Below are 19,134 nucleotides of genomic sequence, written 5' to 3'. Positions count from 1 at the left end.
TATGACGCTCCTACAACCTACATATCTCTGGGGTCTACTAGGATTGTTAATCCCTATAGCAATACACTTGTGGAGTAAACGCAAAGTAAAAACAATACAGGTAGGAAGCACGCAGTTTATAACAGAAACAAAGTCAAAACAGAGTAATAGCATACAGATTAATGAGTGGTGGTTGCTGCTGCTGCGCTGTTTACTTATCGCTATACTCACAATCATACTAGCACAGCCTTATACAACACATACAACAGATCAAGTAGCGGTAGCTTATATTTTTGAACCCTCACTTATAGACACGCAAGAGGAGCAAAGTCGTTTTAAAACACTCCCCTTAGAAGATAGGTTTTTATTAAAAGAGGGATTGCCTAAATGGGATCTGGAGACAGAAATACCACCTACTAAAATAATACCTAGTTACTGGCAACTTGCACAAGAGATAGGCACCCTAAGAGCAGATAGTGTGGTTGTATTCTCGCAAAATCTCGTTCAAGGTATACAAGGTAAGCGACCTAACTTAGGTAAACATATAAACTGGGTTTCCATCACACCTCAAGAAGAGAAGGAAGTCCCGTTTTATGCATTACAAGATCAAGATAGTATCACTGTACTTTCGGCAGTAGGGGGGAATGATTATCACGCTTTCGCGAAAGCAAAAAAAGCAGCGTCACAATTTGCGGTTAAAGATGGTACCATCTCAATTACCCAAAACGATACAGAGCGACTAATACCCGTTGTAAAACAAGATACTATAACGGTAGATGTAATTTATAACAGCTCTTTTGCTACAGAGGCGATGTACCTAGAATCTGCATTAAGAGCAGTAAAAGGCTATACCAGAAAACCTATAACCATTAATATTTATAAAGGTTTAAAAAGTGCTTCAGACCCGGCACCAGATTATCTAATATGGTTGTCTAATGAGGAACCACCGGAAATTGATATTCCAGTTTTGAAATTTGAGGAAGACCTATTTTCAAATCAAATAGTAAAGACTATTTCTGGAACACACTATACAAATCTCACCCAGAGATTATCACCAGAGATAGTGATTAATAAGAGGTTAGTAGAAGGGGTGTTGCACTGGCTTTCACTAGATGCGGATGTACAAAGTGATTTTGATAGACTTGATAACAGATCGCTTGCAATGAGTCAGTTTACACCAAATATGGATGAAAGTAGCTCTATACCCGGCAAAGAAGTAAAAGCCTCTCTTGTAGATCCTTTATGGTTACTGCTTATAGTTATGATTATAATAGAACGTGTTGTTGCAAAACTTAGAAAACAATAATGCTAGAGGGAAAAAGACATATAGCAAAGTACACCAGCCGCTGGCAATTATTGCTAGTAATACAGGGCTTGCTTTATGGTATAGGAGCAGGTGTTTTCTGCTGGTTGTTGAGCAGGCAGTTAGGGATGTCTATGTTTGTATTTACTCTAGTAACTGGACTAGCGATGTTAGTGTTAAAACCGTGGCGCATTACGGCTACCACAGTAAGTGAGTATCTAGATCATCATCTTAGCAGTGCAGAGTATAGTACTAGTCTATTATTTACAGAAACAACAAGTCTTTCAGGCTTAGCACAATTACAGCAGCATAAGGTAAGTACTGTTTTACAAGAACAAATAAACACCATACGCCCAAAAACAAGTGTAAAGACAGCAGCTATTGTTGCATTTATGCTCATAGGTGCGGGGTACGTGGGTTCTCAATTTATTGTTCCTCCGGTTTTAGATAATGGTGATTCTCAAAAGGAGGTGATACAATTACAGTCTACAGATTCCGTAACGCCCTTGCACGCACCGCCGGTGTTAAAACAACAACAGCTCACTATACAGTATCCATCATATACTAAACTAGCAAGTCGTACTACAAGTAGTATGAATGTAAAGGCTGTAAAGGGTTCTAAACTTTTTTGGAGTCTAGATTTTGAGGGTTTTGTAAAAGAGGTCACACTAGAAGGTCTGGGGACGGGCAAAAAGTTTAATTTAAAAAGAACTAACGAGAACTCCCTCAGAGCTTCTGGCAGTTTAATTCCTACTACCTCTGGTTATTATAATTTTAATTTTATTGATAGTCTAGATGGTGCATATACATCAGATATTTATGCGATAGAAGTGGTGAAAGATCAACCTCCTGCCATTACCATAAAAGATATCGCTCAGTTTACAACTTTTGAGCATACAGACCGTAAAGTGATAGATTTTAGTGCCTTGATTACAGATGATTTTGGTATCGAGAGTGCTCAAATTATAGCAACCGTAAGTAAAGGAGAGGGTGAGTCTGTAAAGTTTAGAGAAGAAAAAATAGCTTTTGATGCACCCATAACTAAAGGTGTAAAAACTATAACTGCAACAAAAAGTATTAGTCTAGATGCCTTAAAAATGGAACTGGGTGATGAGTTATACTTTTATGTAGAGACAAGAGATCAAAAGACACCAAAGCCAAATATCACGCGCAGCGAGACCTACTTTGCAGTGATTAAGGATACGGTGAGTGATGGTTTTGGGGTAGAAGGCACGATGGGAGCAGACCTAATGCCAGATTATTTTAGAAGTCAGCGGCAACTTATAATTGATACAGAAAAACTTATAAAAGATAGAAACACACTTACAAAGCAAGAGTTTACAAATAGGAGCAATGAGCTAGGATTTGACCAGAAAGCCTTGCGTCTTAAGTATGGTAAATTTATGGGTGATGAGGACGACTCAGGTATAGGAGTTGCCCAAGATATAGATATGAGCGATTATGATGAAGATGATCCTACGGCCGGCTTTCGTCACGATCACGATACAGAAAATGAACACAACCTTGTAGAAGAAGACCACGACCACGAGCACGAAGAAGAACCTGGGGGAGAAGAAGAAAAAGAAACCTCCCTTTTTGAAGATTACCTGCATAATCACGATGACCCAGAGGAGTCAACACTTTTTACAGAATCGCTGCGTGGCAAGTTAAAAAATGCAATGGCACAAATGTGGGATGCAGAGTTACATCTCAGGCTAGCAGATCCAGATACATCTTTGCCTTACCAGTATAAAGCTTTAAAACTCATACAAGAGATAAAAAACAGTGCACGTATTTATGTGCATCGCATAGGTTTTGACCCTCCACCTATAAAAGAAGATAAGAGACCCTCTGGAGAGATTAAAGAGATAACAAACGTCTTTAAAAAAGAAGATTTTGATAATAAAGATCCTTATGCCGCTATGCGTGAGAGTGTAAACATTTTGGAAAGAATCCTTCAGCAAAAGGAGGTAATAACAGAGGATGATAAGACCGCTTTCGCGAAAGCGGGAGAAGAACTTGCACAACTAGCCATCTTAGAGCCCTCTAGGCATCTACTTACTTTACAAAAACTCAAATGGCTCACAGAAGATAAGAAACAACCTAAAACCGTGATACAATCTGTACAAAAAGGACTTCTTGAGGCACTACCTAAAGTTTCAGAAACTCCTAAAAACCCAGAAGGGTACACGAGTAAGCTAGAATCATTATTTACAAAAGAGTTACAAAAACGTGATTGATACAATACATTTTTTACGTGAGGATCTTATTTGGCCTACAGTGATAGGCCTTGTGTTGCTCTGGGTCTTATTTCTCTGGAAGGAATACAAGGCGGTTACAAGCACGAGGTTTATCATACGTGGTATTGTTGCTCTACTAGCACTGAGTGCGGTGGCTTCCTTATTTTTAGAACCTGTAACTTTTCAAAAACAGGTAAAGGGAGTAGCCGTTTTAAAGACAGCAAATTTTGATTCAAATCTAATAGATAGCCTTAAGAGTACAACTCCTGCGCTAAAAACAATTACCTATAAAGAAAATCAAAATCTACAGCCACAATTAGACTCCATAAGTGAGCTCCATATCTCAGGTGACGGGGTTGCTATTTATGATTTGTGGCAGTTTAAAAATAAGAAAGTCTATTACCATTCTCACAAACCCACCTCTGGGATTATAAAACTCGCTTATGATACAGAAGTATTGCTTGGAGATTCACTTACTGTAACTGGTCTATATAAAAACTCTTTTTCTAGTAATACGGTATTGCTACAAGAGTCTGGAGCACGTACTATAGACTCTGTAAAAATCTTAAATCAAGATGAGACTGTTTTTAAATTACACACACTACCCAAAGCAAAAGGAAATTACCTCTATCATATCATAGTTAAAGACAGTCTGGGTAAGATTATAAGTTCAGACCCGCTTCCATTAACAATAAAAGATCGTGGTCACTTGCGTGTTTTAATGGTGAATACATTTCCTACGTTTGAGACTAAATATCTCAAAAATTACCTAGCAGAGAGTGGTCACGAGGTACTTGTGCGTAGTCAGATTACAAAAGATCGTTATAAGTTTGAAAATTACAACCGTAGCCAGAAAAGCATTTACAATTTTACACGTCAAAACCTTTCTGAATTTGATGTTATAATTACAGATGTGAGCACGTATAATGGCCTGAGCCAGCGCTCAAAAAATGCCATTAATTATCGAGTAGAAGAGCAGGGTATGGGACTACTTCTTCAAGCAGATGCCCTACTTATAGAGCAGGGGTCAAAATTTGGTTTTCGCTTTAGGCGAAAAAATATAACAGCATTACAGCTTCCTTCTTGGCCTAGAGTAAAAATACCAGTATACCCTGCCACACTTACAAAAGATGCTCTTGTTGAACCTATACTAGCAACAAAAAATGGCATCTTAAGTGCCTATGCACAAAAGGGAACAGGACGCATAGGTACTCTACTGGCTGAAAATTCTTTTCAATTATTACTAAGTGGTAATGAGGATGTATATCACTATTTATGGAGTACGGCGCTAGGTAAAATAAGCCAGCAACCACAGTCGCTTGTACAGTGGTCACTCAGTGATTATATGGCATATAGTGATGAGCCGTTTGAATTTAATTTGCGCACAAGTATACCATTACCAAAGGTTGTAATGAATAATGATGTAGTAGTACCCCTTGTACAAAATATGACGCTGCAAGATCAATGGTCTGGTACAATCTACCCTAATGGTGATGGATGGGTAAACCTCAAGGTGGCGCAAGCTCCCGCTTCTCTAAAGGCTATGTATATTATAAATGATACCGCGTGGAGGGCAAAAAAGGTGTACAAACAAATAACAGAAAATGCTTCCTTTTATAAGAATGAGAGCAGTCTTTCTTCAGAAAGTTCTATACCTGTACCGTTTACAAAATGGTGGGCATTTACAGTTTTTATTCTAGCAATGGGTTACCTATGGCTAGCCCCTAGAATTTATAAGAGCTAGATGCCTAAGATTTCTTTATCTTTTGCTCATCTGTTGCAAGTCTTTTTTCTTCTTTTTCTACAAATTTTTGATGTTCAGACTGTGCGTAGTGATCTTTTTTTCGACTATAGATGCTTTTGATACCTTCTGCTTTTCCGTAAATAGTGACCTTGTCGTGAGGTAACATTTTAAAGTTACCAGACGGTGATCCAAAATAGCCTACGTTCTCACGCTCCACACCTAGAATAGTGATTCCTTCCTCACGTAAGTCTAACTCTTGTAATGTGCGATGACACATCCAGCCATCATCATCTACCTGTGCTTCTATAATTTTATAGTTGTCTTTGAGGTGTAATACGGCAGCATAATCATTAATCTCAAGATCTGTATATTTTTTGAGCATTTTATTTATGATACGTGATAGACCTCTGTCTACCCAAGCGCTTCTTATACCTAGCCATAAGAGTATCATACCAGCAACTATAATGAGAAAACCATAAAGTCTAGAAGCGTTAGACTCTGGCAATACAAATGTGAGGATGAGTGAAGACATTGCCGTTACAATACCCGCGTTACCTATGAGCATAAGATTATAGATAATCTTACGTCTCACAGGGTGATTCATAATATTCTCTGTTTCTTGAGTACTTAAACCAGCACCTGTGTAAGCAGATCTTGCTTGAAATTTTGCACTCTCGCTAGATAGACCTGTATGTACAAGTGCTATGGTAGCAATTTTTGTAATAAGAACCGAAAGGGTCACAATTAAAAATAGAGATACTGCTGCAATCATAATTTGATGTTGTTATATAAAGTAATTTATGCTAGCAACTTAACCTCCTAGTGTGTTGAGATAAAATGCCAGCACGAGTCCTATGGCTGTTGTCAGGCCTGTCCAATATTTGTCTTCTTTAAAAGCTTTTGTAAACACCTCTATAGCCAGTGAGCCTACAACGGCACCTCCCGCAAAGCATCTTATAAGATCTAGAATATCACTAGAAACATTATTGAGTTCTTTTAAAATAATCTATGACGTGTAAACTAGTAAAACCGTGTATGAGTATACTAAATAGTATAACATAACTCACAATGCCAAAAAGCTCATCATAATCGGTAAAATTACCCTTCATAAGAGCATAGCTTAAGTAAAAGAAACTACCTATGCCTCGTATTCCAAAAAAGCTTATCGCCCATTTTTTTGGCCCAGAAAAATCTGTAGTGAGCATTGCCAGATATCCAAAAATGGGTCTTAAAATAAGAACAAAAATAAGACTTGCAAAAACACCCCAAACATCTGTATATGATAAAATACCAGAAACAACGGCACCACCAAAAAATATTGTCCATAAGGCAACTAGTAGCTTTTCTGTCTCCTCGGCAAAGTGAAGCATCGTGGTGTTTATATTATCATCTGAGTTTTTACCACAATGAAACTGCATAAATACCCCGGTGGCAAATACACTTAAGAATCCATAGGTGTGTAGTACCTCTGCAATACCGTACGAGAAAAAGGTGAGAGCGACCGCAATAAAACCATCTAAAATATAACGACGGTTTTCTTTACTATGATATTGTACAACCCAGCTGTATATATAGCCTATAAGAGCCCCAATGAGCACACCACCTATAATTTTAAAAAAGAAATAGTACCCAGTAAAATGTAGCCAGTCTATTTCTGAAAAACTAGCTGCATTACTCCACAAAATCGCTAAAAAAACAAATGGAAAGGCAAACCCATCATTAATACCAGCCTCTGCAGTGAGTGTATATCTTAAGCCTGTATTGCGCTCTTTAAAACTTTGTCGCTCTTCTAATTGTAGTTCACTTGCTAGAACAGGATCTGTAGGGGCTAGTATTGCGGCAAGTAGTAGGGATACCGGTCCATTGAGGTCTAGTAGGTAGTACGCAATAAGAAACACAGCAATCATAAAGAGCGGCATTGTTATGGCGATAAGGGATAATGGTTTTTTCCAGTCACTCCATTTATAACTTGTGCCTATTTTGAGCCCGGCGGTCATTAAACTTATGATAACGATGACCTCACTTACTATTTTTCCAAATTCTAGTTCCCACAGTGGGTCTGGCCAGGGCAGTGGGGCACCTAGGTAGTATAAACACACCCCAAGAAGAAGTAAAGGAATGATGTAAGTTATTTTAAGTTTTTTTGAATATACAGGTATAAAGACCATTAAGGAGATGGCAAAACCGGTATAGGCAAGAGCTGGAAAGTATGACGATATTTCTATAAGTGCCATCACTATTCGACTATTGTTTCAATGGTGCGGCTTAGTTGTTTTTGAGGCTCTAATTTTGTGTATGTGCTCTTTTTTGTGATATCTAGAGATTCATTTTCTGCATCAGGAAGACCTAGCCAAGGTTCTATACACACATAGTCTGCTCCAGGTTGTGCCCAAAGTGCAAGATTTGGGTAACCAGTAAATCGTACAATTATACCCTTGGTTTTTGACTTTTCGCGTAAGCGTACCCAATTATAATCTATATCAGAAAAAATGAGTGCATCCTTATTAAACAATGATTTAGACAGTGAGAGTAGAGCCCCATCTATATTTATATCGCGTGTCACTGAGGTGAGTAGCCCAGTATTATCTAGTGTAAGTGACGATAGGTTTTGTGCCTCTGGAAACTCTATTACATAATCTGAAAGTTCTTTTTTATCACTTACGGGACACGCATATGCCGTGTGACCGCCAAAGGTAAAGTACATAGGGACGGTGTCTAGATTTACCACCTCGTAAGCCATAAGTAAGCGGTTATCTTCTAGTGTGTATGTTATTGTAAATGAAAATTTAAAAGGGTACAAAACCAGTGTATCTTCATTATGACTCAAGGTAAAAGAGCACGATGAGGGGCTTAACTGTTTGTAAATAAAATGGTCATTATCACGAGCTATGCCGTGTTTTGTCATAGGGTAGGCAGTTTCTTTATAAATGATGGTACCTTCTTTTATGGTGCCTATAGCGGGAAATAAAGGTGGCGAACTGCTTCTCCAAACTTCTGGATTGATTTGCCAGATGTATTCTTTTCCAGTTTTATTATTTGTGAGTGATCGTATCTCAGCACCTTTTGAAAAGATGGAGCAGGTGAGGTGCTCGTTTGTAATAGTATGCAGCATATATAGGGTTGTTGTGGTCTGTACTTAAAGGTAGTATAATTTATGGCAAGTTGCATACCCTGTTTATCATAACTACGCTTTCGCGAAAATGGTCTTCTCTTATAACCATCTCATAATTAAAGTACTCAATGTGCTTTGTTGCAAGTTCTTATTACAATATCAAGAGTGAAAATAAAAAAAAGGCTACTTGAGGGTAAGTAGCCTTTTGGGTCAATATGATTACGCTTAGTACGTCTAACAAATCAATACTCAATCACATTGAAAAAAGGGGCATTAATGCTTTTTTATAGAGTCTCTTCTGGTCTAATTCAAATAAAAACTGAAAAGTTTATTACTTAGAGCGTCTATGTTCTTTTTTCCTTACAAAAATCTTTATCGTGACAGTAGGTGTCTGTTCTTTGTAATGACAAATGTAGGTATCTACTTGATTTTTAAAGGTAAACCCAGCTGCACAGCTAGGGATTAGATAAAATGTTGTTTGTAATAGATAAACTACACAAGATATTGCAATTTATAAGTAGCTATGCATATTGAAGACCTTAGGTGGTAAAAGTAGATTAATTACAATATGATACATGTACTAGAAGCAACCGTAGGTTATCTAGCGTAGACGCTACATTGCCTAAGTATTAAACAAAAAAAGGTACCCAGCGACGGATACCTTTTGCAAATAAATTGGTTTAAATACCCCTAATAATCTAAACCGTGGCAAGAATACTAGATTTTCTGTTAGGTATTTTACGGATTTCCTTTTTTTGGGGTAAAAAAGTCAATTTTTTTTAGATTATTTTTTTGGGACACTATATAAACAGTAATATAATAGTGAGTATAAATCCACCTATAGCAAAGAGCATCCCTTTTTTAAAAATGGGCATTTTAGGCGTGTACATCCAGAATGCAGAGATTACAAAAAAGAGTAAAGAAGCTCCAAAGAAAATATTTAAGAAGTATACAGGGCTGTTAGTCGTCGCTTTATGGAGATGCTCCATCTTATCAAGTATATAAGGAAGTTCCATCTTGCGAGTGGTTACAATACCGGTTTCTTGATTATATGATCCTCCTTTAAAATAGAAAACAGCTCCCTCAGTCTTAGTCACTTTTGGATTTTTTCGCAATTTTGAACTCAACTCGCTAGAGGTAAGCTTAGGCTCCATTTGCTTTTCTGTAATCACTTCGTGTTTTAAAAAGTCTGTATTTCTATAGACCATTACAATACCACTTATGGCATAAACAGCCATAATACCGGCTAGAAAGAAACCTAGGTATCTATGTATTGAACGTACTTTTAATGAAAATGGAGTTTTGCGTTTTGCCATAATAGTCGTGTTCTGAAATCTTTGCGCTCTTCATTAGAACAAAGATTACTGTGTAAAAAAATAAGTCGCAAATGTAGTCTTCTTAAAATAAACCTGAAATAGGGTTTACTATATTATTAAATACCAATAGTCACCTTAAAAAGATGACTATTGGTATTTACATTTAATGAAGATATTTTAAACACTCGTTAGAAATTATAACTCACAACACCAGATAGCGTTCTAGGGTCAGTTTGATTTATGAACCTCGTTCTATATGCATTGTAACCTATTTCATCAAAAAGGTTATTTATCAACAATCTTGCACTCCAGTTTTGATTAAAAACATATGATGCTTGGAGGTTAACTTGAGTAAAAGCTTCTATATCAAAGGGTTCTTGGTTAGGAACAATACCCTCGTGACTTACAGCTCCTGCAGACCAATCATTTACAGGTCTTTCTCCAGTATAATAAACTCCACCACCTAGTGATAAACCTTTAAGTCTATTTTTAAAAGAATAATTTAAAAAGAGATTTGCTGTATGACTAGGTGTGTTGAGTGGGGAAGAACCATAAACAAATGATGTATGGTCTTTGTACTGAGCATCTATGTATGAATATCCCGCTACCGCTGTAAGATTTTCTAGTATTCTTCCAGTTAGTTCTAGTTCTACCCCTTGTCTTTGATCATTACCTCCTTTTTCATAAAAACCTGTGGCAATAAAGTTATCATCATAGACTGGTAAATTAATATTGCGATTATTAATCTTAAAATAAGTTACATTAAAACGTAGTCTGTCATTGTACCAGCTTGTTTTAATTCCAGATTCTAGTTGATCAAACCGCTCATTACCAAGGGCGTTACCGTTAATGTCTATTCTATTTCCGGTGCGAGGGTATGCGCTATTTGTATATGAAGCAAATACATTAAGATGTGATGAAGGAGAAACTACAACACCTACGAGAGGGCTAAAGGCATTACTGCTCGTTATTTCATCTCCCGTAATAGTTTCTGTAGTGCTATAACGTAACCCTATAAATGTGTTAAGCCATTTATTCCAAGATATAACATCTTGTGCTACAAAGCCTAGAGCGTTTGTCTCTGATACAGTTGAGTTTTCAACTTCAAAATCTAGATTAGGAAGTACATTACTGTTTGCCATAAACACATTTAGTGTATCAACGACATTTACAGTTTCATTACCATAAGATGCATAAGAGGTTCTGTAATCTAATCCTATTTGAAAAGTATGTTTTATTGAGCCAGTTTGTACATCTTTACCTACTAAGTCTAGTTGTAAGGTGCTATTGTTATCTGTTCTATAAGCACTTGAGTAGCCTCTCTCTCTAAGATTATATTGTGTTTCATTATTTAAGGAAACAGCTCCTCCTAGACTTGCTCCCTTATTATTAAGATCTAATTGCGAAGCATAGTAAGCTGCCTTAAGGGTGAGTCTATCTGAAAGAATTCTATCAAACCTCACGGCGTATGTCGTGTTTTTTGTTACTGCTTTATCATTTTCAAAACCCAAAAATTGATCATAAGGTAAGTCGTAAATTGCATTTGTATCATTCTCATCTAGATTTACGGTCCCTATATCAGGAGTTCGGCTATCATAAAAATGATCTAGTTCTAAGGTGAGCTTAGACTTGTTATCTATTTTAAACTCAAGTGAGGGATTTATATAAAAACGCTGAGATGAAATTCCCGAACGATAACTATCAGACCTTTGAATAGCTCCATTTATTCTATAAGCTATGGTTTCTTTTTGATTAAGCGGTCCATATACATCTGCTGTTGTACGAGTGAGTCCAAAACTCCCTACACGTTGCGAAACTTGACCTCCGAAACTATATTTTGGTGTTTTAGTAACTATGTTAACAACCCCTCCAGGACTACCTAAATCTGTAGCAACACCTTGAGTAATGGCTGCAGCCCCTTTTAAAACTTGAATATTATCTACCCCTTGCATATCTGTAAGTATACCAACACCTCTAAAATCTGAGTGTACACGTACACCATTCTTTAAAATTGGGATTCCTCTGAAGCCTCTAGATGAAATGCTTTCTCTTTTGTTACCGTATGTTGCAAAAGTGTAAACACCAGCTACATTTTTTGTAGCGTCTGCAATGGTTAATGCTCCCTGATTTTCTATAAGCTTTTCAGAAATAACAGAGATACTTTGTATTTGTTCGTGTGTAGCTAGCGGTAGTCTTGTAAGTGCCTCAATTTTATCTGGATGACTATTGCGCCTCCCAAAAACTTCAACCTGCTCGAGAGAGTTGTCGAGGTCTAGTATGAAGTTGTAGTTTACTGTTTTATTTGACGTAAAAGTTATGTCTTCCGTTTTTGTTACAAAACCCACAGCGCTTATTTGAATCTTGTAATTACCATCATTTTTTATTGATAAGGTATAAACACCTTGTTCATCTGCTACGGTACCTTTCTTTAAACTTGGTATATAAATGTTTGCAAAAGGAATAACTTCATTATGCATTCCTTTTACTGTTCCACTTATGGTGGGTTTGTCTTGAGCAACTACTACAGATAAAAACAGTAATTGTGTAAAGAGTAATAAATATTTCATTGATTGTTTTTATTTAGATTAAATATAAATAGAGCGCAAAACTAATAGATGATTTTTGCATAATCAAAATTATTTAGAACTAATCTAAATAAAATTGTTGCGTCTTTTTATAATCCTTTCGGAATGAGTACGATGTACTCCAAAGAGGATTTAATTTAAGTTTGATACTATAAGAGAGTAAAAAAACCAGCACTTGAGCTGGTTTTGAAAGTAATTATCGTCAGTGATTGACAAAAAAATATGAATAGCGATTTTTTGTAAACGAGATTTATCAATTTCGAGAGAATTTTCGCGAAAGCGGTCTCTTAAACTACTATATTTTAAGTATTTGCATTAATAGTATAGTCTAAAGTCTAGTAGCTTACAGAGTTTGTAATGTTTTTGAAACATCTGTTCTACAACTTCTTTAAAGTCATCATTTTCTTGAAACATAGTAATAAACACCCTGTCTATAGTATTATAACTTAAGATGTCTTTATTCCTTGATCCATAGCCAGATATGGCTCTTGCTCCAGTTACATCTAAAAAGTATTGTGACTCTTCATCAGTAAGATCTAGAGCTTTTCTGTTTGAAAAATGAATGATTTTACCGGTCATCTTCCCCTCAAAAATTTCGGCTATCTCCTCAATGCTATAATAGTAATCATTGAGCATAATATTATTGGGCTGGCCAGACATTATGAGATATATAATTTCATAATCCTTAAAATTATGGTCATCATAAATGAGCGTATTTAGGCTATCTTCTAGTCCTTCTATAGTGTCGCAACTTTTGTAAATACTAGTAATTCCTTGCGTTAAGGCAATATCTTCTAGGGTTTTTAAAACAGCTGTCGTGGCTTCTAGCTCTACATCTGGAACTGCCTCAAGGCAGTAAACAAATTTTTCTGCCTCGGTATAAGGTGTAAGATGCGATAGGGGCTCATTCATAACACAATGTGCAGTTAAGTGGTTAAGCTAGATAATTGCTTATACCAATATATTTTTCTGAATTGTAAAAATAATATAAAACCTTTCCATTAGTTTCTAAAAGCCTCCCGTTTACCTTAAGAAATTATCAAGAATACATTCGATCTGGTCTTTAAGGAACTTTTTATCGTAGTGTTTTGTCTTATACCTTATAAAAAAAACAGCGTTAAGGTGATTTTAATGAGTTTATGTACGCTTTCGCGAAAGCGGTATCAATCTTTTTAAAATTTGTGACCACGATATAATAAATTTTTGATAGTTTTATTTTAAAGTTCAGTAAATAAGACTGTTAACTGTGTAAATGGGGAGAATGATATGGCTAAAGCTATAAAAAGTATGACGTTAGATAAGAAGCCTACGTACCAAGAATTAGAAAGGGAGATAGCGGTTTTAAAATCTGAGAGAGAACAGAGTTATAAGACGCTCTTTGATAATTCTACCATATCTATATGGAATGAAGATTTTACCTTGGTGTATAAAGAAATAGAAAGAATAAGAACACATAAAATTTCTGATATAAGGGAGTACTTAAAGGAAAATCCCGATACGTTGTTCTTATTATTACAAAGCTTGAAGATTAATAGTGTTAATGAGGCTACTTTAAAGCTTTTTAAAGCAAGTAGTAAACAAGATTTTTTAGATAATATACAACGCACATTTGGCGAAGGAGCGACTAAAGTGTTTGTAAATCTTATAGTTGCTATTTGGAACAATGAGAAAGCATTTTCATCAGAAGTAAATTACAAAACGCTCAAAGGAGATGAGTTTGCGGCTATGATATCTCTTAACCTACCGCAAAATTTATTTGAGCAAAAAACGGTTCCAGTTACTATACAAGACATAAGTGCGCTTAAGGAGGCAGAGAATGCCAAGAAAAAATCGATATTAAATTTACAACAGGCTCAAAAAATTGGGAAAATAGGCAGCTGGGAGTGGGATTGGAAAACCGGTGCTGTTTACTGGTCTGATGAAATGCTTAATATTTTTGGGCTGAAGAGAGGAGAGATGGAGCTTACAAGCCTGAATGTGGGGCAATTTGTTGTAAAGGAAGATAGAGAAAAAGTAAATGATATCATTAGAGGGCTTTACAAAGGTAAAGGTATGAAGCCTTTTAAATTTAGTATTTTAAGATCTAATAGTGAGATAAGACATTTAAATCATCTAGCGATAGAAGTTGAAAACGGAAAAGTTTTTGGAGTAACACAAGATGTTACTGATATTAAGAATATAGAAAATGACTTAAAAGCAGCACAAACTCTTGCAAAAGTAGGTAGCTGGTTATTTGATATCTCCACACGAAAAATAGAATGGTCTAATGCTATGTTTTCTATCTGGGGTTTTGATCCTGCCCAAGGAGCTCCTCATTATGAACAGCTTATTGAACGCGTACACCCTGAAGATTTAGAGTTATGGAATGTTTCTGTACAAAGAGCTATAGACTCTGCAATTCCTTATGATATTGAGCATAAAGTATGTCTTCCAGATGGAACACAAAAAGTAGTGAGAGGCATATGTGAGCCAGTAATGGGTCTTGATGGAACCGTAGTAAGCTTAAAAGGAACAGGTCAAGATATTACCGAACAAAAACTCTTAGATCAAGAACTTATAAGAGCAAAGGAAGAAGCTGAGAAAAGTAAAAACCATTTTAATAATATTATTGATAATATAGGTGACCCTGTTTTTGTAAAAGATGATCAAAGTAGACTCCTTGTAGTTAATGATGCATTTTGCAAGCTTTTTGGTTTTGATAGATTAGATATTATAGGTAAAACTCTTGCAGAAGACGTAACAAAAGAGGAAAGGGATGCTTTTTTAGAGATTGACAGAAAGCTTATACGCGATGGTATAGAGAGTATAAATGAAGAGTCTATTACTATACGAGGTGGAGAGACACAAAGAATTTCTACTAGAAAGACACGCTTTATAGATAATGAAGGTGAAGTTTTTATAGTAGGTGTTATACACGATATTACAGAGCGTTTTAAGACAGAAACCATAATAAAAGAGGCAAAGGAACGTGCCGAGGCAAACGAACGACGTTTTAGAATTTTAATGCAAAACCTAGAAGCTGGCGTTGTGGTACACGCCCCAGATACTTCAATAGTACAATGCAATGATAGGGCTTCAGAAATATTGAGTATAGACCAAGAAGGTATGCAAGAAATGGCGCTTCGTTACGTCAATCCTAAACTTATAAATTTAGATAAGTCACCACTAGCATTATCAGAATATCCCGTAAATAAAATATCAAAAACTAAAGAGTCTATAAATAACCAAATTATCGGGCTTCTAGGTGATAATGATAATGAGGTAAAATGGACAACTCTTAATGGTTTTCCCGTACTTAATGATGTAGGAGAAATTACAGAGATAGTTACGGTCTTTATTGATATAACAGAACAGCGACAAAATGAAAAGGATAAACTTAAAGCCAAACTATTATTAGATAAAACGGAAAATGATCTCAGTGATGCTCAAGCCCTCGCAAAAATTGGTAGTTGGCTAGTGAGACCATCTGGTATGAAGATGGAATGGTCTAAAGAAATGTATAATATTTGGGGTTTTGACTATGGAAAGAAATTACCAGATTATGAAAGCGTAGTGGAGAGAGTACATCCAGATGATATGGAACTTCTTAAAAATGCTGTAGACAAAGCAATAACAGTAGGAGAGCCATATAATATAGAGTATAGAATTTGTATTTCTAATCGTCCACAAAAGACTATAAGAGCAATATGTCAGCCTGTGATGGGAGAGGATGGAAAAGTAATAAACCTTGCGGGAACTAATCAAGATATAACCGAGCAAAAGAAATTATCTTGTGAACTTATACGCGCCAAAGAGAAAGCCGAAGAGAGTGATAGGTTAAAGTCTGCTTTTCTTGCAAATTTAAGCCACGAGATGCGCACCCCAATGAATGGTATTTTAGGCTTTTCGGAATTACTAAGGAGAAAAAACATATCTGAAGAAAAAAAGGATATTTATCTAGAACTTTTAGAAAAAGAAGGACACCGTCTTTTGAGCTTTATCTCTAACATTGTTGATATCTCTAAGATAGAGTCTAACATCATAAATATTGAAAATTCTCACCTTAATCTCAATACCCTTATTGATGATTTATATTCAAAATATCAATTAAAACTAGAAGGTACAAATATTAAACTTGAAGTTAATAAGGGGCTATCAGATACAGACAGCGCTATAGAAACTGATGAAAATAAACTCGTTCAAATATTATCTAACCTGCTCGAAAACGCAATAAAATTTACAAAGGAGGGCTCTATAGAATTTGGCTACACTTTAAAAGAAGAAATACTACAATTCTATGTTAAAGATTCTGGAATAGGAATAGACGAAGAAGAACAAAAAAACATCTTTGACCGATTTACGCAGGGTAAGAGAGAGCAAACTCATAATCTAGGTGTAGGATTAGGTTTATCTATTGTAAAAGGTCTAATTAAAATTTTGAATGGATCTGTATGGATAGAATCAAAAACAGGTGAAGGATCAATATTTTATTTTACAATTCCTTATAAACAAGTAGCAGATAAGGTTACTATTGTAAATGACCCTAATGAAACAACTTTGGAAAATGGTGATTTTACAATTTTAGTAGCCGAAGATGATAATTTGAGTTTTCTTTACATAAAAGCTTGTCTTTCTAATTATAACTGTACCGTTATACGGGCTATTAATGGAAAGGAGGCCGTAAAAATTGTTAATGAAAACCCCTCACTAGATCTAGTATTAATGGACATAAATATGCCAGAGATGGATGGTAACGAAGCTCTAGTAGAGATAAGGAAAACAAATAAACAAATAAAAGTAATTGCCCAGACCGGTCTCGCTATGTCTGGTGATAAAGAAAAAATGCTCAATGCTGGCTTTACTGACTATGTATCAAAACCTATATCTACTTCGCAACTCATAAGCACAATAAACAAGCACTTAAAAATAGCAACGTAAACTCATAGCGTCATAAATTGTCAACGTATTATTTGTCACCTAAAAATAAAAAACCCCATAAACACTAGTGTTACGGGGTTTAATTGTGGAGTCGGAGGGATTCGAACCCTCGTCCAAACAAGCAATGTTACTGCTTTCTACGTGTGTAGTCTCTGTTTAGATTTTCGTGAGATTGCCGGTCAGTGACTACCAACGCACCCCTTATCTTCAATCAAGTTTCTCTCTCGCATCAAAGCCCTACAAGAGATAGGTTTACTTTTACGAAGTCACTATATCGATTGCCGTAAACCAAGGCTCTCGAGTGACTTCCTGCTTGTCTACCTTGTAGACCGAGGCGTAATCTTACTATAATTCAGATTATGCAGCTAGGGCGTAGTTATTCTCGCCGTTTAAAAAAGTTGAAATATGAGATTTACGAGCTATTTTCCAGCGCTCGACACGCTTACAATACCATTGATCTCGCTGTCAAAACCAGTCGACCCCAGTAGTATCACTCTCACAGGTACTCCTTAACTCATAAGCTGTAAACATTATAAGTTCTCTTGTACGCTTTCGCGAAAGCGGAATAGCAAATATAGCACTAAACCTTATATTTGCTCTTAATAAAATGCAAAAGCTATACCAACAATATACCCTGCCAAAACTTCACACACATTATGAAATTTGCCATCATCACAGAACGTAAGAATCCACCAGACAGAAGAGTTGTTTTCTCACCAGAAAAACTAGCCGAAGCACGAGAGCAGTTTGAAGATGCAAGTTTTGTAGTAGAAGAGTCAGACATACGCGTCTTTCCAGATATGGCATACACTATAAATGGTTTTGATGTAGAGGAAGATATTACAGATGCAGATGTAATGATAGGAGTGAAGGAAGTGCCTCTTGATGCTTTAATACCTGGTAAAAAGTATTTCTTTTTTAGTCACACCATAAAAAAGCAGCCTTATAACCGCAAGTTGCTCAAGGCTATTCTTGATAAAAATATCGAGATGTATGATCACGAGGTTATTACTAGAGCAAATGGAGCACGTCTTATAGGTTTTGGCCGTTATGCAGGACTAGTAGGCGCTTACAACGGTTTTAGATTACTTGGACAACGCGATAACCTATTTGCGCTTCCTAAAGTAGAGAACCTAGCAGATCTTAATGCCGTAAAAGCAGAACTTGATAAAATCTCAGTATCTGCCATAAAAATTTGTCTTTCTGGAAGTGGTAAAGTAGCTAGAGGCGCAAAAGAAATACTAGATCACCTTAAGATAAGAGAGGTGACAGATCAAGAATACTTAAGTCAAGAATTTACAGAGCCAGTATATTGCCTCATAGATGTACTAGAGTATAATAAAAGAACAGATGGACAGCCAGGTAGCAGAGCAGAGTTTTATAAAGATCCTTCTGGTTATGAGAGCGATTTTATGAAGTATGCAAAAGTTACAGACTACTTTATAGCGGGTCATTTTTATGGAGATGGAGCCCCTTACTTATTTACACGAGAAGACGCAAAACACCTAGATTTTAAAATCAACCTAGTTGCAGACATATCTTGTGATATAGATGGCCCCGTGGCAAGCACCATAAGACCATCTACTATTGCTGAGCCTTTTTATGGGTACAATCCACATACTGAGAAAGAAGATAACTATAAGAATAAGAGCGTGATAGCTGTGATGGCGGTAGATAATCTTCCTTGTGAGTTACCTAAGGATGCTAGTGAAGGTTTTGGTGAATTATTTTTAGAACACGTCATTCCTGCGTTTTTTAACGGTGATAAAGATGGTATACTTGAGCGCGCTCGTATGACACAATATGGTAAGCTTACACCACGCTATGCTTATCTTCAGGATTATGTAGATGGTAAGGAATAGTGTTAAAAATGGCATAATTTTCTTACATATGTGGACCTATACTTTGGTGCCGTTCGTATCTTTAGTTGCTGAATGC

The 19,134-nt window shown here is 36.2% G+C and carries 11 protein-coding genes and 1 other RNA gene; 5 read left to right on the top strand and 7 right to left on the bottom strand.

Annotated features, from left to right (window positions below; all coding sequences use genetic code 11):
- The first annotated feature begins 1 nt into the window (after position 1).
- The 3 genes from ACFO5T_RS07290 to ACFO5T_RS07280 are packed head-to-tail and all read left to right on the top strand — an operon-like array spanning position 2 to position 5,266.
- Entirely contained in the window at positions 2-1,285 is a 1,284-nt protein-coding gene (locus tag ACFO5T_RS07290; protein ID WP_380033249.1) for a BatA domain-containing protein, read from the top strand.
- Positions 1,285-3,522: a tryptophan-rich sensory protein gene (locus ACFO5T_RS07285; RefSeq protein WP_380033247.1), complete on the top strand. Its 2,238-nt coding sequence runs from the start codon at positions 1,285-1,287 to the stop codon at positions 3,520-3,522. Before ACFO5T_RS07290 ends, ACFO5T_RS07285 begins: the two co-directional genes overlap by 1 nt.
- Positions 3,515-5,266: a hypothetical protein gene (locus tag ACFO5T_RS07280; RefSeq protein ID WP_380033245.1), complete on the top strand. Its 1,752-nt coding sequence runs from the start codon at positions 3,515-3,517 to the stop codon at positions 5,264-5,266. Before ACFO5T_RS07285 ends, ACFO5T_RS07280 begins: the two co-directional genes overlap by 8 nt.
- Before the next feature lie 4 nt (positions 5,267-5,270).
- Here the strand turns inward: ACFO5T_RS07280 and ACFO5T_RS07275 are convergent, their stop codons facing one another.
- From ACFO5T_RS07275 to ACFO5T_RS07250, 6 genes are all read right to left on the bottom strand, one after another.
- Positions 5,271-6,038, bottom strand: a complete 768-nt coding sequence (locus ACFO5T_RS07275; protein WP_375252818.1) for a TrkA C-terminal domain-containing protein — start codon at positions 6,036-6,038, stop codon at positions 5,271-5,273.
- Positions 6,039-6,249: 211 nt separating this feature from the next.
- Entirely contained in the window at positions 6,250-7,500 is a 1,251-nt protein-coding gene (locus ACFO5T_RS07270; protein ID WP_380033242.1) for a cation:proton antiporter, read from the bottom strand.
- Between the two features lie 2 nt (positions 7,501-7,502).
- A complete protein-coding gene (locus tag ACFO5T_RS07265; RefSeq protein ID WP_380033240.1) occupies positions 7,503-8,378 on the bottom strand; it encodes an aldose 1-epimerase family protein in 876 nt (291 codons plus the stop codon).
- A gap of 800 nt (positions 8,379-9,178) precedes the next feature.
- Positions 9,179-9,694 (bottom strand): PepSY domain-containing protein, encoded by a 516-nt coding sequence (locus ACFO5T_RS07260; protein WP_038599979.1) that lies wholly within the window; start codon positions 9,692-9,694, stop codon positions 9,179-9,181.
- A gap of 188 nt (positions 9,695-9,882) precedes the next feature.
- Entirely contained in the window at positions 9,883-12,261 is a 2,379-nt protein-coding gene (locus ACFO5T_RS07255; protein ID WP_375252487.1) for a TonB-dependent siderophore receptor, read from the bottom strand.
- Positions 12,262-12,594: 333 nt separating this feature from the next.
- Positions 12,595-13,191: a DUF6642 family protein gene (locus ACFO5T_RS07250; protein ID WP_375252488.1), complete on the bottom strand. Its 597-nt coding sequence runs from the start codon at positions 13,189-13,191 to the stop codon at positions 12,595-12,597.
- 375 nt (positions 13,192-13,566) lie between these two features.
- On the opposite strand from ACFO5T_RS07250, the gene ACFO5T_RS07245 reads away from it, so the two are divergent.
- Positions 13,567-17,196 carry a PAS domain S-box protein gene (locus tag ACFO5T_RS07245; RefSeq protein WP_380033237.1) on the top strand — a complete coding sequence of 1,210 codons (3,630 nt, stop codon included), beginning with the start codon at positions 13,567-13,569 and terminating at the stop codon, positions 17,194-17,196.
- 83 nt (positions 17,197-17,279) lie between these two features.
- On the opposite strand, the gene ssrA is transcribed toward ACFO5T_RS07245, so the two are convergent.
- Positions 17,280-17,679: a transfer-messenger RNA gene (gene ssrA / locus ACFO5T_RS07240) on the bottom strand.
- 173 nt (positions 17,680-17,852) lie between these two features.
- Here ssrA and ACFO5T_RS07235 point away from each other — a divergent pair.
- Entirely contained in the window at positions 17,853-19,058 is a 1,206-nt protein-coding gene (locus ACFO5T_RS07235; RefSeq protein WP_380033235.1) for an NAD(P)-dependent oxidoreductase, read from the top strand.
- The last annotated feature ends 76 nt before the right edge of the window (positions 19,059-19,134 follow it).

Source organism: Dokdonia genika, from assembly GCF_042652845.1.
Taxonomy (GTDB): domain Bacteria; phylum Bacteroidota; class Bacteroidia; order Flavobacteriales; family Flavobacteriaceae; genus Dokdonia; species Dokdonia donghaensis.
The sequence above is the reverse complement of the archived record's forward strand: the minus strand, read 5'-3'. Positions and strand labels throughout refer to the sequence as shown.

Bases quoted from the DNA above. Each gene is read 5' to 3' on its own strand.
- ACFO5T_RS07290 (WP_380033249.1), top strand. From the start codon at position 2: ATGACGCTCCTACAACCTACATATCTCTGGGGTCTACTAGGATTGTTA.
- ACFO5T_RS07285 (WP_380033247.1), top strand. From the start codon at position 1,285: ATGCTAGAGGGAAAAAGACATATAGCAAAGTACACCAGCCGCTGGCAA.
- ACFO5T_RS07275 (WP_375252818.1), bottom strand. From the start codon at position 6,038: ATGATTGCAGCAGTATCTCTATTTTTAATTGTGACCCTTTCGGTTCTT.
- ACFO5T_RS07270 (WP_380033242.1), bottom strand. From the start codon at position 7,500: ATGGCACTTATAGAAATATCGTCATACTTTCCAGCTCTTGCCTATACC.
- ACFO5T_RS07265 (WP_380033240.1), bottom strand. From the start codon at position 8,378: ATGCTGCATACTATTACAAACGAGCACCTCACCTGCTCCATCTTTTCA.
- ACFO5T_RS07260 (WP_038599979.1), bottom strand. From the start codon at position 9,694: ATGGCAAAACGCAAAACTCCATTTTCATTAAAAGTACGTTCAATACAT.
- ACFO5T_RS07255 (WP_375252487.1), bottom strand. From the start codon at position 12,261: ATGAAATATTTATTACTCTTTACACAATTACTGTTTTTATCTGTAGTA.
- ACFO5T_RS07250 (WP_375252488.1), bottom strand. From the start codon at position 13,191: ATGAATGAGCCCCTATCGCATCTTACACCTTATACCGAGGCAGAAAAA.
- ACFO5T_RS07245 (WP_380033237.1), top strand. From the start codon at position 13,567: ATGACGTTAGATAAGAAGCCTACGTACCAAGAATTAGAAAGGGAGATA.
- ACFO5T_RS07235 (WP_380033235.1), top strand. From the start codon at position 17,853: ATGAAATTTGCCATCATCACAGAACGTAAGAATCCACCAGACAGAAGA.